The sequence below is a fragment of the Providencia burhodogranariea DSM 19968 genome, from assembly GCF_000314855.2.
Lineage (GTDB): Bacteria > Pseudomonadota > Gammaproteobacteria > Enterobacterales > Enterobacteriaceae > Providencia > Providencia burhodogranariea.
In genome coordinates, this window is the sequence record NZ_KB233225.1 from 104,951 (window position 1) to 120,834 (window position 15,884).

The window sequence follows — 15,884 nt, forward strand, 5'->3', positions numbered from 1 at the left end:
TCATACATGAAGACATTAAATAAAGCAGTTTTTGTTTTATCAATAACCTTTTTTTCAGTTGTGGGATATGCAAATACCCATGAACATAATCATTCAGCTTCGATGGATATGACGAAAACAGTAGAGTCAGTTATTGATTCCAAGGGAAAATTAATTTCAATTGATACAGAAAATAAAAAATTAACGATAAATCATGACGCAATACCGAGTATTGGCTGGCCACCAATGACAATGAGATTTACATATGAAAATGACCAAATAATTAATGGCCTTAAGGATGATGACGAAGTGAAATTTTCATTTATCCAGCAAGGCAATATTTCATTATTGAAATCAGTCGAAAAGACAAATTAAATAGATAGAGAAATGTTATGTCACTAGTTAATTTCATTAAATTATTCTTGGTTGTTCTTTTATCGAGTGCCGTTTCGATTTTTTTCTATCGCCATTTTTTTGTCATTGAACAAAGTAGCGAAGAAATTGAAGTTAAGGAACGTACAGTTTTGTATTGGTATGACCCTATGTATCCCAATACAAAGTTCGACCAATCAGGTAAATCTCCCTTTATGGATATGGATTTAGTACCTAAATATGAAGATGAGAATGTCTCTTCTATAAATAATAAAGGCATTACTATTAATCCAGCACAAATTCAAAACTTGGGAGTTAAAACCGTTGATGTGAAGTGGGGAAAACTAAACTATGACTTAACATTTCCTGCTGAAGTTGCTTTCAATGATCACCAATTTGTTATTGTTCAAGCTAGAGAAAATGGTTTTATTGAAAAAATTTACCCTCTAGCAATCGGCGAGCGAATTTTAAAAGGTACGCCTATTGCTGATTTAACTATACCTGCATGGGTCGAAGCGCAGAGTGAATACCTAGCTTTAAAACAGATAGGTTCAACGAAAAATGAATTAAATAGTGTCATCGAACGGTTACGATTAAATGGAATGCCTGAAGAATATATTGCGCAATTAATTCGTTCAGGGAAAGTGCAAACACGTTTTGTGATTAAAGCACCAATATCAGGTGTGATTACAGCATTAAATTTACGACAAGGTATGAATGTCACAAAAGAAGGTGTAATAGCGCAAATTCAAGGAACAAATCCATTATGGATTAATGCATCTCTATCCCAATCCGCCGCTGAATTATTGACTAATGACGTGACTTTTTTCGTTTCAATTCCTGCTTATCCAACACATCAATTTGTAGTGAATAATTGGATTGTCTTACCTAGCGCTGATATTACCAGCCGGACTATCAGTATTCGTGCGGAAATTAATGATGATGAAAATTTACTTAAACCCGGAATGACAGCTTATTTAAATTTGGTCGCGCAAGGCAAGGAAAGCATGTTAATTCCTTCTCAAGCAATCGTAGATTCAGGGAAAGAACAGCATGTTATTGCGGTGGGTGAAAATGGTGAATTTATCCCTAAGAAGATCCGCAGAATTAATGAATCTCAACAAATAGCAGCCATCTCTGACGGTGTACAGGTTGGGGAACATATTGTGACCCAAGGGATCTTTCTTATTGATTCTGAAGCTAATATTTCGGGAGCTTTAGAAAGAATGGCCCCACTTCCTGATCCACAACAATCGGCTCAGTCCTCATTACATACACATTAGGAATCGGTTATGTTGGAATGGATTATCAGACGGTCAGTCGCTAATCGCTTTTTAGTATTGATGGGCGTATTTTTCTTAGTGATAGCAGGGATATGGAGTATTCGAAATACCCCGGTCGATGCATTGCCTGATTTATCGGATGTACAGGTTATTATTAAAACAACCTATCCGGGACAGGCTCCTCAAATTGTCGAAAATCAAGTCACTTATCCGATTACTACAACCATGTTATCTGTGCCCGGTGCGAAAACCGTAAGAGGATTTTCTGCATTTGGTGATTCTTACGTTTATGTGATTTTTGAAGACAATACCGATTTGTATTGGGCTCGCTCTCGGGTATTAGAGTATTTAAATCAAGTTCAAGCTAAGCTACCAAAAGGCGCAGTTTCATCAATTGGCCCTGATGCTACAGGAGTAGGTTGGATCTTTGAATATGCTTTAGTGGATAAAACAGGAAAACATAATTTAGCTGAATTACGTTCTTTGCAAGATTGGTTTCTTAAATATGAATTAAAAGCATTGCCGAATGTTTCTGAAGTTGCAACTGTTGGTGGTGTTGTTAAATCCTACCAGATCATTGTTGATCCATTAAAATTAACACAATTTTCAATTACTTTAGCTGAAATTAAACAAGCAGTAGAAGCCGCAAACCAAGAAGCGGGGGGAGCATCGATTGAAATTGCCGAAGCTGAATATATGGTAAGAGCGAGCGGTTACTTACAATCGATGGAGGATTTTAATAAAATTTTCTTAAAAACCTCGGCAACAAGTGTGCCTATTTACTTGCAAGATGTGGCACGTATTCAAGAAGGTCCCGAGATGCGTCGAGGGGTTGCTGAGCTAAACGGTGAAGGTGAAGTGGTAGGGGGAATAATATTACTGCGCTCAGGGGAGAATGCACGTGATGTTATTGATAGTGTAAAACAAAAGCTTAAAGAGCTTAGCGCTAGCTTACCTGATGGTATTGAAATTATCACCACTTACGATAGAAGCATTCTGATTGATAATGCAATTGATAATTTAAGTTACAAATTGTTAGAAGAGTTTATTGTTGTCGCATTGGTTTGTGCTGTGTTTTTGTGGCATATCCGTTCTGCTTTAGTCGCTATCATATCTTTACCTCTTGGTTTATTTATTGCTTTTATTATCATGCGTTACCAAGGAATAAATGCAAATATTATGTCGCTTGGAGGCATTGCAATTGCCATTGGGGCGATGGTCGATGCGGCCATTGTTATGATAGAAAACGCACATAAAAAATTAGAATCGTGGCAACATCAAAACGAAGGTCAAACACTTGATAATGCGCAGCGCTGGAAGCTCATTACTGACTCAGCTGTTGAAGTTGGCCCTGCATTATTTATTAGTTTATTAATTATCACTCTATCGTTTATTCCTATTTTTACTTTAGAAGGGCAAGAAGGGCGTTTATTTGGGCCTCTTGCTTTTACTAAAACCTATGCAATGGCTGGCGCTGCTGCATTAGCATTAATTGTCATTCCAATTTTAATGGGATATTGGATCCGAGGAAAAATTCCTAATGAAAATAGTAATCCACTTAATCGTTGGTTAATTTCGCTCTATAGACCGATTTTATTAAAAGTATTGGCTTGGCCGAAAACAACATTATTAATTGGTTTTCTGTCGCTATTTACCGTGATATGGCCGTTAAAGCATTTAGGTGGGGAATTTCTTCCCTCGATAAATGAAGGCGATCTATTGTATATGCCTTCAACATTACCGGGTGTATCTCCCGCACAAGCGGCATTCTTGCTACAAAATACCGATAAATTAATTAAAACGGTTCCTGAAGTTGAAACGGTATTTGGCAAGGCAGGAAAAGCAGAAACAGCAACAGATTCTGCGCCGATGGAAATGATAGAAACAGCGATTCGATTAAAGCCGCAAGATCAGTGGCGTCCCGGAATGACTATCGACAAAATTATTGAAGAGCTCGATGAAACTGTGCGTTTACCGGGAGTTGCAAACCTTTGGGTTCCTCCTATTAGAAATCGTATTGATATGTTATCAACAGGGGTGAAAAGTCCAATTGGAATTAAAGTTTCGGGGAAAAACCTTGAAGAAATTGATGCGCTAGCTCAAGAAATAGAAAAGGTGACTAAGTCCGTGCCGGGGGTAGTTTCTGTCTTAGCTGAGAGACTTGTTGGTGGTCGTTATATTGACGTTAAAATTGATAGAGAAAAAGCGGCGCGCTATGGAATGAGTATTAGTGATGTTCAAGTTTATATATCAATGGCAACAGGCGGTGAAATGATTGGCGAAACCGTCGAGGGCATTGAGCGTTATCCAATTAACATTCGCTATCCTCAAGATTATCGAAATAGTATTTCTGCAATGCGTTCATTGCCGATTTTAACTCCAAATAAACAACAAATAGTATTAAGTGATGTCGCCGATGTATTTGTACAAATGGGACCTCCGATGCTAAAAACTGAAAATGCGCGTCCAACCAGCTGGATCTATATTGATGCACGTGGCCGAGACATGGTTTCTGTTATTTCTGATATCGATACAGCAATTAAAGATAATATTCAGATGAAACCGAGTGTGAGCTATTCATTTACAGGCCAATTTGAATTGCTAGAGCGTGCAAATCAAAAGCTAATGTTAATGGTTCCTGCAACTATCATGATTATATTTGTGTTGCTCTATTTGGCATTTAGGCGCTTGAGTGAAGCATTACTTATTTTATTGAGCTTACCATTCGCATTAATTGGTGCCATTTGGTTTTTATATTGGATGAATTTTAATTTATCCGTTGCAACAGGAACTGGGGTTATTGCACTTGCCGGGGTAGCTGCTGAATTTGGGGTTGTGATGTTAATTTATTTAAGACATGCCATTGAAGATAAAGAAAAAATGGAAAATATCGATAAATTATCCACCCGTGATTTGAATAATGCCTTATATGAAGGTGCAGTTCTTAGAGTTCGCCCAAAAGCCATGACCGTAGCAGTAATATTAGCGGGATTAATACCCATTTTATTAGGCTCTGGGGTTGGCTCTGAAGTTATGAGCCGAATTGCGGCACCGATGATTGGTGGAATGATTACTGCACCATTGCTCTCTTTATTTATTATTCCGGCTGCATATAAATTGATTTATCAGTATAGAAATTAGGCTATGACACTTTTGGTTGATGTCGACTGTAAGTTTGAACGATTTTATTAATATTTCGATTATGAGGAGTGCTGTAATGAAAAAATTTATGTTAGGTGGAATGTTATTATTATCATTCTCTGCTTTATCTCAAGTAGAGAGCGTTGAGCTGTATAAAGATGTCAATTGTGGTTGTTGTCAATTATGGGGAGATGCAATCCAAAAGGCTGGTTATAACGTGGTTGTTAATGAAGTTGATTACAACGAGTTAAATCAACTCAATGATGAGTTGAAAGTTCCTTATGACTTACGTAGTTGCCATATTGCAAAATATAAAGGGAAGGTAATTGTAGGGCATGTGCCAGTGAGTAATTTAGCATCAATTGATTCATTACCAGATGATGCAATCGGTATTTCAGTGCCGGGTATGCCAATTGGTAGTTTGGGTATGGAACAACCGAGTGGTGCTACCCAGCCGTATTCAGTGGTTACCTTCAAAACGAATGGTGAACGTTATTAAAGAATAGTCATTGGAGCACAGTAACGTTGCTAGCTTGTTAACTGTGCTTATAATTAAAATGACTTTACGTAATTAATGTCATAGGCTCTGAAACAAAAGGGAATAGCTTAAATATCATCTTCTAAGATGACTTCTATCGCTTTTAACTCTTCTTGAGTAAATTGGCGGTTAGCCATCATGCCAAGGGCATCATCAATTTGGCTTACTCGACTGGCACCGATAAGAACAGAAGTGAGTCTGTCATGGCGTAAAATCCATGCGAGTGACATTTGGCTCAGCTTTTGTCCTCGGCCAAGTGCCAATTCATTGAGTTTTTTCACTTTAGCTAATACAGTTGATGTTAGTCTTTCTGGTGGCAGTGATGGATTACCCGCTGCTCTCGAATCCGCAGGAATGCCATTCAAATAACGATCGGTCAGTATACCGCCCGCTAAAGGTGAATAGGCGATCGAACCAACACCTTCATCTTCAAGTACATCAAGTAGCCCCTGCTCAGGTTCTCTAACTAACATTGAGTATCGTGGTTGATGAATGAGGCAAGGAGTACCAAGTTGATTGAGGATATCTATTGCTTCTTTTGCGGTAGCTTCAGGATAGTTTGATATCCCAACATACAGAGCTTTACCTTGACGTACGATTAAATCGAGAGCTCCCATCGTTTCTTCCAGTGGGGTATCTGGATCGGGCCGATGATGATAAAAAATATCAACATAATCTATGCCTATTCGTTTAAGGCTTTGATTTAGACTGGCTATCAAATACTTTTTACTTCCCCAATCGCCATAAGGACCATCCCACATGGTAAATCCGGCCTTTGATGAAATGATCATTTCATCACGGTAAGGTAAAAAGTCTTGCTGAAGTATCCTACCGAACTGACTTTCAGCGGCTCCTGGAGGAGGGCCATAATTATTAGCCAGATCAAAATGGGTAATGCCATGATCAAATGCATGTCTTAGCATGGCTCGGCAATTATCTTGCGGTTTATTCTCACCAAAATTGTGCCAGAGACCCAAAGAGATAAGAGGGAGCCTTAACCCGCTACGACCACAAAGGCGATATTCCATGTCTGTATAACGATGAGAATTTGCGATGTAAGGCATAATTCACCTCCAAAGATTGGTAAAAAGATCCGAAATATATTCGCACAAATATATTGAGTGATCTGAGGAATCAATGCTAATTCCTTTTGTTAGTAAAGGTTTTTAACGAATATGTGATGGAGAATGAAAAATGAACATATTTGTGGTCATTTGGTTGAGATAAGCATTTTGCTTTGGCTACTAATGCTTATCATTTTTTTATTTATCTTTGCTCACCTGTTTTTTGCGGTGCAGTTCACTTTAGGGCGGGGAGGATGTCAAACAACCGGGCAATGGCTGCATGTGCGAGCCATATAACTCGACTATATTTATCAAGTCGAGTTATGAGCCATTTACGAGTAATTAGCCTTGTTTGAGGGCAAATATTCTCGCTAGCTTTGTTCAGAGCGAGTAAACACTAATTCATTACCCTTCGATTGGCTTTCATCAAATTGATAGCCTTCGAGATTAAAATCAGCTAATTGGTCTGTTTTACTCAGTTTATTTTGAATAATAAAGCGGCTCATCAATCCTCGAGCTTTTTTCGCATAGAAACTAATGACTTTATATTTGCCATTTTTTTCATCAAGAAAAACGGGTTTAACTATTATTCCATCTAATTTTTTGGCGTTAACGGATTTAAAATATTCATCCGATGCGAGGTTAACTAGAACGTGATCACCTTGGGTCGCTATAGCACTATTGAGCTGCTCAGTAATAATATCGCCCCAAAATTCATACAGATCTTTACCTCTAGGGTTTTTTAAGCGAGTGCCCATTTCAAGACGATAAGGCTGCATTAAATCAAGTGGACGTAATAAGCCATATAGCCCAGATAAAATGCGTAGATGCTGTTGTGCAAATTCGAAATCTTGCGTAGAGAAAGTTTCTGCTTGCATACCAGTATAAACATCACCTTTAAATGCCAAAATAGCTTGGCGAGCATTTTCTGGATTGAAATCTGGTTGCCATTCACCAAAACGTGCTGCGTTAAGGCCTGCAAGTTTATCGCTAATTTTCATTAGGGTTGCGATATCCGCAGGTGAAAGCTTGCGACAGACATTAATCAATTTCTGTGATTCATTTAGTAATTCAGGTTGAGTGAATGTCTGTGTTGCTACCGGGCTTTCGTAGTCTAATGTTTTGGCGGGTGAAATAGTGATTAACATGACAAGGTCCCTATAGAAAAATGACTTGCACCACTTTAGCAAAATTTAATACAAAATAGTTAATTGATCGAATAGGAAAAAACTATTTTGTTGCTAAAAGGATTCAGTTGAAACTTAGCATACGAAAACGATTACACATCAATTAGTTGCTTTTAGCCGCTTGCAGCAACTTAGATGCGTGATATTATCAGTGTACGGTGCGGCGTTTGCCTCAATTCCTTTATATACTCAAAATAATACGATTTACATGTAGGCGTAGAGCGAAGGTAGCGCGGGGAGCATAGGTAACTACGTGACTCGAGTCGCTGATAGAATACAACCTCCATGGAACTTGAAGTATGGCGAGTATAACAACGAGATTAATGAAATGACCGATAAATTAACTTCCCTACGTAATCTAACCACCGTTGTTGCTGATACTGGCGACATCGAAGCTATGAAGATTTATAAGCCGCAAGATGCGACAACTAACCCTTCTTTGATTCTGAATGCAGCACAAATTCCTGAATATCGTAAGCTGATTGATGAAGCTGTCGAGTGGGCTCGTAAGCAAAGCAATAATCGTGAACAACAGGTTATTGACGCTTGTGACAAACTTGCAGTCAACATTGGTTTGGAAATTCTGAAATTAGTTCCGGGCCGTATTTCGACTGAAGTTGATGCACGTCTGTCTTACGATGAAGAAGCTTGTATTACTAAAGCCCGTCATCTGATCAAACTCTACAACGAAGCAGGTATCAGTAACGATCGCATTCTGATCAAATTGGCCTCAACTTGGCAGGGTATCCGTGCTGCGGAGAAACTGGAAAAAGAAGGCATCAACTGTAACCTAACTCTGTTGTTCTCCTTTGCTCAAGCACGTGCTTGTGCTGAAGCAGGTGTTTTCCTGATTTCGCCATTTGTTGGTCGTATTATGGATTGGTACAAAGCCAATACCGATAAAAAAGAATTCGCTCCGCAAGAAGATCCAGGGGTGATTTCAGTCACTGAAATCTACAACTACTACAAAGCACATGGCTACAAAACGGTCGTAATGGGCGCAAGCTTCCGTAACGTGGGTGAAATTCTGGAATTGGCAGGCTGTGACCGTCTGACCATCTCTCCAGCATTGCTCAAAGAGCTATCTGAAGCACAAGGTGAAGTTACCCGTAAGCTTATTGATGCTGGTAAAACACAAGAACCTGAAGCGAAATTAACTGAATCTCAGTTCTATTGGCAGCATAACCAAGATCCAATGGCAGTTGATAAACTGACTGATGGCATCCGTAAGTTTGCAATCGACCAAGAAAAACTGGAAAAGATGATCGCAGAACTGCTGTAACTTTTGCCACTGTTTCTGATAAAAAATTCAGAGTAGTGTATAAAGTCGAACAGCTAAGGGTCAATTGATTCTACTGATACGCAAATATCCGTGATATTAAAATCAATATCACGGATATTGTTATGTTTTAAAAAATTAACCCATCTGTTAATACAATAAAAATTTACATTTTTATGCGTTGATCACCAATTGTCTTACTTCCCCGTCAAACTCTCCTATAGACAATTTATCGGAAAATGTCAGTGAATTACTGCCACTATTATCCCAGACGAGTAAAGAATTGTTCAGACTTCCTGACGTATTAAATATAATTGAGGGAGGAGTACCTACAATATTAAAAAGTTTAATATTTGTTGATTCTCCTTTTTTGACATCAGGTAATGTGATTTTTTGAAACTTACAAGATAACGTTTGCAAAGAGAGAGTAGATAGCGGTGTTAAATCGGTTATATTGTTACTGTCAAGTGATAACACTTTGACCGCAGGATAGTTTTTCATAAATGAAACATTTGTTAAATTTGAATCTGCTACACCAAGTAAAACTAATGTATCACTTTGGCCTAATGTTTTTATTAACTCATCGCTTAAACCTCCATTATTGGTAATTAATTGTGTCATCGATGTATTACTTAATAAAAAATATTTTGAAATATTAGGGTTTTCTCGAGTATATAAAACTGAAAGTTTTTTCAATTCCCCCAAATTACTTATATCAACTAATTTATTTTCTGTGAGGTCTAAAGTGGTTAACGCGGGAATACTGTTGATATTATCAATGTTTTTGATTGAATTATGAGGTGCTAATAACGTCACTAGTGATGGTGCATCATCAATATCCAAATTAGTTAAACTATTATACGCTGCATTAATGTAGGTTAATGTTTTATTGTTAACGTCATGTAGTGATGTTAATTTATTCGCATCTACATATAAGTGTGTTAAGTATTTCATACTTGAAACAAATTTTAGGTCGACAAGATTATTGTCAGAAGCCATTATTCTTTGCGTTTTCCCAAAATTCTTAACATCTGAAAGTGTTGTTATGTTGTTTGTTCTACACCACAATCCAATTAATTCATTACTATTAAGTGATGATAGAGATTGAATGTTATTATTATTAAGTTGCAAGGTAACAAGTTTATTTAATGAAGATAAAAAGCTAACATCTGTAAGCGTTGTATCATTGATCCATAATGTTGTTAGTTCAGTTAAATTAGATAATTTTTTTATGTCACCGATCATTTGATTGTTAAGCGATAAATCAAGTTCGGTTATTTTTTCAAATTTTAATATTTCATCGAGTGGTAGATTAATATTAGCAGCGACACCAATGCTGAATAATTTATTCAAGTCTTTAAGTGGTTCAAGGGAAATAATATTATTGTCTGTAAATGTGATTTTTTGGAGGTTAGCTGCATGTTCTAAACCTGATAATGAAAAAATCCCTTTACTCACTACAACTAATGATTTCACGAGAAGAATATTTTCAGTAGTGACATTTTCATCGGGATTTAAATCTAATGTTTCTTTAATAGCTAATTCTAAATTAATATCTATAAATGTGATTTTACTCATGATATGTCCTTCCTATAAATGGAAATACATAAATATGTATTTTATGTTTTAAAGATTAATAACAAAGGTAAACCTTGTTTTTATTAATCTTATTGTTAAAAACAGGAGAGTAGTAAAGATAATTAGCTGTAAATGTGGCCGTGCACAGATAACTATTCTTTTATCGTGAATACTTTTTAAAGTCGAATATTTATTATTCCGTTATGGGGTGTTATTAATTCCAAGCAATAATAAACTTTCGGTATTAAATGCTTTCATATGTATTAATTCCTAGTTGTTATCTATTGATTTATTAATTATTACATAATGTATAGTCTAGTTTTTTTAGTCTGTACAGTATTTTTACTTAAAATGATGGGTGTGTGCACTTTTTAGTGTTAAGCAAGCCATGTTCGTTTGGCTCTTGATTACTTTTTAGCGAATAAATATCGCGATACTTCGCACTAAAATACGGTATCTGTGTGATATAATATTCAGCATATCTATGAGCGTAGTTTGTGAGATTACTGCGCAAACGACACTTTCTATTAGTTACTTATTGAGGTTTGTATGGATGAGCTGCGCATAGGTCTGGTTTCGGTTTCTGATCGTGCTTCAAGTGGTATTTATGAGGATAAAGGTATCCCATCTTTAGAAGCATGGCTTGCGAAAACACTCACAACCCCTTTTCGTATTGAAACTCGCCTGATCCCTGATGAGCAAATCATGATAGAACAAACATTGTGTGAGCTAGTGGATGAGTTTGCCTGCCATTTAGTGTTAACGACAGGCGGAACGGGACCTGCACGACGAGATGTAACGCCTGATGCTACATTAGCAATAGCTGATCGTGAAATGCCGGGGTTTGGTGAGCAAATGCGTCAAATTAGCTTGAAGTTTGTGCCAACGGCTATTCTATCGCGTCAGGTCGGGGTTATTCGTAATCAAGCACTGATTTTGAATTTACCGGGACAACCAAAAGCAATAGCGGAAACGCTTGAAGGGCTAAAAGATGCGGAAGGTAATGTCATTGTATCGGGGATTTTTGCAAGCGTACCTTACTGTATTCAACTGCTTGATGGGCCTTACGTCGAAACCGATCCGACGATAGTCAAAGCATTTAGGCCAAAATCTGCAATTCGTTCTTAATAATAATAGTCACGCCATGCTAAATCAGGTGAGGTTGCTCACCTGATAGCATAAATCAATTTTTCGGTCTAACTACGCTGACCAATAGGTAGAACTGTCTTGCCATATTGTTCATTCAGAACTTCAGCCATCGCTAAGTAGAATGCACTGGCGCCACAAATAATTCCTTCGAAGCCTGCAACAGTTAAAATGGTCGCATTACCCGTTATATTACCAATTGCTAATAAAGCAAACAGTACAGTTAAGCTACCAAAAATGAATTGTAGGACAAAGTTTGCTTTAAATGTTCCAAGGAACATGAAGAAAGTGAAGATTCCCCAAATCAGCAAATAAACACCTAAAAATGTAGGATCAGTTGCTTCTGCTAAGCCCATTGTTGGTAAGAATAATAATCCAACTAATGTTAGCCAAAACATACCATATGAGCTAAACGCAGTTGCGCCAAACGTATTTCCTTTCTTATATTCAATAAGTCCGGCAATCACCTGAGCAATACCACCATAAAAAATTCCCATGCTTAAAATGACTGATGAGAGAGGGAAAAACCCTGCATTATGGAGATTGAGCAGAATTGTTGTCATACCAAAGCCCAATAAACCTAGGGGGCCCGGATTAGCAATAGAGCTAGATTGCATATAACCTCTGGTGAGAAAAAATCATAAAATTCAAATGAATATGTAATTACTTTGCCGGCTAAATCAAGTCGGCGGCGAATCATACGCAGTTTTCGTTGTTGAAACAATGATCGAAATGCAGGTTTTTTTGGAAAAAATATGAAATTTTTTTAAATCATCCCCTTGATGAATGAATTTATGGCCCCATCTTTAAAGCATCCCTCGTTATCAATCGAAATTATTGCGTAAAGCAAAAAAATTTGTGGCTTGGAGTAAAAACTCCCTTGAAAATGAAATATTGAGCCTCATATAGATTGATATCGAAATTGAATAAAAAAGAATTCCTTTGGAGGCGTTTTAGATGGGTAAAATTATTGGTATCGACTTGGGTACAACTAACTCATGCGTTGCAATTATGGATGGCACTACTGCGCGCGTTCTTGAGAACAGCGAAGGTGATCGTACTACTCCTTCCATCATTGCGTACACTCAAGATGGTGAAATTTTAGTTGGTCAGCCAGCAAAACGTCAGGCTGTGACTAACCCAGAAAATACATTGTTCGCGATCAAACGTTTGATCGGTCGTCGTTTTCAAGACGAAGAAGTTCAGCGTGATGTTTCTATCATGCCATACAAAATTATCGCAGCAGATAATGGTGATGCTTGGATTGATGTTAAAAGCCAAAAATTAGCTCCACCACAAATCTCAGCTGAAGTTCTGAAAAAAATGAAGAAAACAGCAGAAGATTACTTGGGTGAGCCAGTAACAGAAGCTGTTATTACTGTTCCAGCATACTTTAACGATGCTCAGCGCCAAGCAACAAAAGATGCAGGCCGCATTGCTGGTTTAGATGTTAAGCGTATTATCAACGAACCAACTGCGGCAGCGCTTGCTTACGGCTTGGACAAAGAAATTGGTAACCGCACCATCGCTGTTTATGACTTAGGTGGTGGTACATTTGACTTATCAATTATCGAAATTGATGAAGTTGATGGTGAAAAAACGTATGAAGTTCTTGCAACCAACGGTGATACTCACTTAGGTGGTGAAGACTTTGATAACCGTTTGATCAACTACTTAGTAGAAGAATTCAAGAAAGACCAAGGTGTTGACCTGCGTAATGATCCGCTGGCAATGCAACGTCTTAAAGAAGCTGCTGAAAAAGCGAAAATTGAGCTTTCTTCTGCACAACAAACTGATGTGAACCTGCCGTACATTACTGCGGATGCAACAGGTCCTAAACACATGAATATCAAAGTGACTCGTGCAAAATTAGAGTCATTGGTAGAAGATTTAATTAAACGTACTATGGAGCCTGTTAAAGTTGCTCTGCAGGACGCAGGCTTAAGCGTAAGCGACATCAACGATGTAATTTTAGTTGGTGGTCAAATTCGTATGCCTATGGTTCAAAAAGTTGTTGCTGATTTCTTTGGTAAAGAACCACGTAAAGATGTAAACCCAGATGAAGCAGTTGCAATCGGTGCAGCAGTTCAAGGCGGTGTATTAGCGGGTGATGTTAAAGACGTTCTGTTACTTGACGTAACACCACTGTCTTTAGGTATTGAAACGATGGGTGGCGTGATGACTGCGTTAATCGCTAAAAATACCACTATCCCAACTAAACATAGCCAAGTGTTCTCAACAGCTGAAGATAACCAATCTGCGGTAACTATCCATGTTCTGCAGGGTGAGCGTAAACGTTCTGGTGATAACAAATCACTGGGCCAGTTTAACTTAGATGGTATCCAACCTGCGCAACGTGGTATGCCACAAATTGAAGTCACATTTGATATCGATGCTGATGGTATTTTGCATGTTTCTGCGAAAGACAAAAACAGTGGCCGTGAGCAAAAAATCACCATTAAAGCTTCTTCAGGTCTGAATGAAGAAGAAATTGCAAAAATGGTGCGTGATGCTGAAGCAAACGCAGAAGCTGATCGTAAATTTGAAGAGTTAGTACAGACTCGTAACCAAGCTGATCAACTGATTCACGGCACGCGTAAGCAAATCGAAGAAGCAGGCGATAAACTGCCAGCAGAAGATAAAGCGAATATTGAAAAAGCATTGTCTGAGTTAGAAGTAGCAACTAAAGGCGAAGATAAAGCTGACATCGAAGCGAAAATCCAAGCTCTAGTTACAGCTTCAGCTAAACTTCTAGAAATTGCACAACAACAAGCTCAAGCTGGTGCTGCTGATGCAGGCACTGATGCTAAGAAAAATGACGATGTTGTTGATGCTGAATTCGAAGAAGTTAACGACAAAGACAAAAAATAATGCCCTTAGCGGGCGCAGTGACCTTGCTAATGGTTATTAATGGTTACTGATACCGAGCACGGGCGTCGAGGAAACTTTACGCCCGTGTCGGCATGTTAAGGGTAAAATAAATGGCAAAAAGAGATTTTTATGAGGTATTAGGCCTCGAGAAAAATGCTTCTGATAAAGATATTAAGAAAGCATATAAGCGTTTAGCAATGAAGTACCATCCTGACCGTAATCAGGAAAAAAAAGATGAAGCAGAAGTTAAATTTAAAGAGATAAAAGAAGCTTACGAAATACTTTCTGACGACCAGAAACGTGCTGCGTATGATCAATATGGTCATGCTGCATTTGAGCAAGGTGGAATGGGCGGCGGTGGCGGCGGCTTTGGTGGCGGTGGCGCTGATTTCAGTGATATCTTTGGTGACGTCTTCGGTGATATTTTTGGTGGTGGCCGTAGACAGCAGCGCCCAAGCCGTGGTTCTGATCTGCAGTACAACATGGAATTGACTCTTGAAGAAGCAGTCCGTGGAGTGACCAAAGAGATCCGTATCCCGACGTTGGAATCTTGTGATGTTTGTCATGGAAGTGGTGCTAAACCGGGGACGAGTGCAGATACCTGTTCAACTTGTCATGGTATGGGTCAAGTCCACATGCGTCAGGGCTTTTTCTCTGTACAGCAACCTTGTCCAACCTGTCATGGCCGCGGTAAAGTCATTAAAGATCCGTGCAATAAATGTCATGGTCATGGTCGCATTGAACGCTATAAAACGCTGTCTGTTAAAATTCCTGCAGGGGTGGATACTGGTGACAGAGTTCGCTTATCAGGCGAAGGCGAAGCAGGTGAAAATGGTGCACCAGCAGGCGATCTGTTTGTCCAAGTTCATGTGTTACCGCATAATATTTTTGAGCGTGATGGTAGCAACCTGCATTGTGAAGTACCGATTAATTTCACAATTGCAGCCCTAGGCGGTGAAATTGAAGTACCGACTCTTGATGGTCGTGTAAAACTTAAAATTCCAGCAGAAACCCAAACAGGTAAGATTTTCCGCATGAAAGGTAAAGGCGTGAAATCTGTTCGTGGTGGGTTGCAAGGTGATTTGATGTGCCACACTGTTGTTGAAACGCCAGTTAAACTTAATGAGAAACAAAAAGAGTTACTCAAAGAGTTTGGTGATTCTCTTGGTGGTACAAGTGGCGAAAAAAATAGCCCTCGCTCAAAAAGCTTTTTGGACGGCGTGAAGAAATTTTTTGACGACCTAACCAATAAGTAATCGATAATGATTAAAAATACCCACCAATCCGTGGGTATTTTTTTATCAAAATAAATTTTTACTTATATTTGTTTATAAGCTACCACTCAGAAAGAGCGAATTTGAACTCGTTACAATATTTATCAATGTGACATGTCACGATAAATCAAAATTTTCCTGCGTAATATGTCATGAGACCCACTCACAGCTG

12 protein-coding genes are annotated in these 15,884 nt (G+C 38.4%); 8 read left to right on the forward strand and 4 right to left on the reverse strand.

Going from position 1 to position 15,884, the window contains the following annotated elements; all coding sequences use genetic code 11:
* Nucleotides 1-6: 6 nt before the first annotated feature.
* The 4 genes from OOA_RS16400 (at nt 7) to OOA_RS16415 (ending at nt 5,274) form a co-directional block, all read left to right on the forward strand.
* On the forward strand, nt 7-354 hold the full coding sequence (locus tag OOA_RS16400) for a copper-binding protein (protein ID WP_008913287.1): 348 nt from the start codon (nt 7-9) through the stop codon (nt 352-354).
* Between the two features lie 17 nt (nt 355-371).
* Entirely contained in the window at nt 372-1,634 is a 1,263-nt protein-coding gene (locus OOA_RS16405) for an efflux RND transporter periplasmic adaptor subunit (protein WP_008913288.1), read from the forward strand.
* Between the two features lie 9 nt (nt 1,635-1,643).
* Nucleotides 1,644-4,775, forward strand: a complete 3,132-nt coding sequence (locus OOA_RS16410; RefSeq protein ID WP_008913289.1) for a CusA/CzcA family heavy metal efflux RND transporter — start codon at nt 1,644-1,646, stop codon at nt 4,773-4,775.
* Between the two features lie 76 nt (nt 4,776-4,851).
* The gene (locus OOA_RS16415; protein ID WP_008913290.1) at nt 4,852-5,274 is read left to right on the forward strand and encodes a DUF411 domain-containing protein; all 423 of its coding nucleotides are present in this window, start codon (nt 4,852-4,854) and stop codon (nt 5,272-5,274) included.
* A gap of 107 nt (nt 5,275-5,381) precedes the next feature.
* Here OOA_RS16415 and OOA_RS16420 read toward each other — a convergent pair whose 3' ends face one another.
* Both OOA_RS16420 and yaaA read right to left on the reverse strand, forming a co-directional pair.
* Nucleotides 5,382-6,377 carry an aldo/keto reductase gene (locus OOA_RS16420; protein ID WP_008913291.1) on the reverse strand — a complete coding sequence of 332 codons (996 nt, stop codon included), beginning with the start codon at nt 6,375-6,377 and terminating at the stop codon, nt 5,382-5,384.
* Between the two features lie 371 nt (nt 6,378-6,748).
* Complete coding sequence (gene yaaA, locus OOA_RS16425; RefSeq protein ID WP_008913292.1) at nt 6,749-7,525, reverse strand: peroxide stress protein YaaA; 777 nt, start codon at nt 7,523-7,525, stop codon at nt 6,749-6,751.
* A gap of 367 nt (nt 7,526-7,892) precedes the next feature.
* On the opposite strand from yaaA, the gene tal reads away from it, so the two are divergent.
* Nucleotides 7,893-8,846 carry a transaldolase gene (tal, locus tag OOA_RS16430; RefSeq protein WP_008913293.1) on the forward strand — a complete coding sequence of 318 codons (954 nt, stop codon included), beginning with the start codon at nt 7,893-7,895 and terminating at the stop codon, nt 8,844-8,846.
* A 171-nt stretch (nt 8,847-9,017) separates the two neighbouring features.
* Here tal and OOA_RS16435 read toward each other — a convergent pair whose 3' ends face one another.
* Nucleotides 9,018-10,421, reverse strand: a complete 1,404-nt coding sequence (locus OOA_RS16435; RefSeq protein ID WP_008913294.1) for a leucine-rich repeat domain-containing protein — start codon at nt 10,419-10,421, stop codon at nt 9,018-9,020.
* A gap of 549 nt (nt 10,422-10,970) precedes the next feature.
* Between OOA_RS16435 and mog the strand changes: the two genes are divergently transcribed.
* Nucleotides 10,971-11,549, forward strand: coding sequence for a molybdopterin adenylyltransferase (mog, locus tag OOA_RS16440; RefSeq protein WP_008913295.1), 579 nt, complete (start codon nt 10,971-10,973; stop codon nt 11,547-11,549).
* A 68-nt stretch (nt 11,550-11,617) separates the two neighbouring features.
* Here mog and satP read toward each other — a convergent pair whose 3' ends face one another.
* The gene (gene satP, locus OOA_RS16445; RefSeq protein WP_008913296.1) at nt 11,618-12,184 is read right to left on the reverse strand and encodes an acetate uptake transporter; all 567 of its coding nucleotides are present in this window, start codon (nt 12,182-12,184) and stop codon (nt 11,618-11,620) included.
* 340 nt (nt 12,185-12,524) lie between these two features.
* On the opposite strand from satP, the gene dnaK reads away from it, so the two are divergent.
* A complete protein-coding gene (gene dnaK, locus OOA_RS16450) occupies nt 12,525-14,438 on the forward strand; it encodes a molecular chaperone DnaK (protein ID WP_008913297.1) in 1,914 nt (637 codons plus the stop codon).
* 110 nt (nt 14,439-14,548) lie between these two features.
* On the forward strand, nt 14,549-15,694 hold the full coding sequence (gene dnaJ, locus OOA_RS16455) for a molecular chaperone DnaJ (RefSeq protein WP_008913298.1): 1,146 nt from the start codon (nt 14,549-14,551) through the stop codon (nt 15,692-15,694).
* Nucleotides 15,695-15,884 lie beyond the last annotated feature (190 nt).

Coding starts and splice junctions, on each gene's coding strand:
- dnaJ (WP_008913298.1), top strand. CDS start 14,549: ATGGCAAAAAGAGATTTTTATGAGGTATTAGGCCTCGAGAAAAATGCT.
- OOA_RS16435 (WP_008913294.1), bottom strand. CDS start 10,421: ATGAGTAAAATCACATTTATAGATATTAATTTAGAATTAGCTATTAAA.
- OOA_RS16400 (WP_008913287.1), top strand. CDS start 7: ATGAAGACATTAAATAAAGCAGTTTTTGTTTTATCAATAACCTTTTTT.
- OOA_RS16410 (WP_008913289.1), top strand. CDS start 1,644: ATGTTGGAATGGATTATCAGACGGTCAGTCGCTAATCGCTTTTTAGTA.
- tal (WP_008913293.1), top strand. CDS start 7,893: ATGACCGATAAATTAACTTCCCTACGTAATCTAACCACCGTTGTTGCT.
- satP (WP_008913296.1), bottom strand. CDS start 12,184: ATGCAATCTAGCTCTATTGCTAATCCGGGCCCCCTAGGTTTATTGGGC.
- OOA_RS16420 (WP_008913291.1), bottom strand. CDS start 6,377: ATGCCTTACATCGCAAATTCTCATCGTTATACAGACATGGAATATCGC.
- OOA_RS16405 (WP_008913288.1), top strand. CDS start 372: ATGTCACTAGTTAATTTCATTAAATTATTCTTGGTTGTTCTTTTATCG.
- OOA_RS16415 (WP_008913290.1), top strand. CDS start 4,852: ATGAAAAAATTTATGTTAGGTGGAATGTTATTATTATCATTCTCTGCT.
- dnaK (WP_008913297.1), top strand. CDS start 12,525: ATGGGTAAAATTATTGGTATCGACTTGGGTACAACTAACTCATGCGTT.
- mog (WP_008913295.1), top strand. CDS start 10,971: ATGGATGAGCTGCGCATAGGTCTGGTTTCGGTTTCTGATCGTGCTTCA.
- yaaA (WP_008913292.1), bottom strand. CDS start 7,525: ATGTTAATCACTATTTCACCCGCCAAAACATTAGACTACGAAAGCCCG.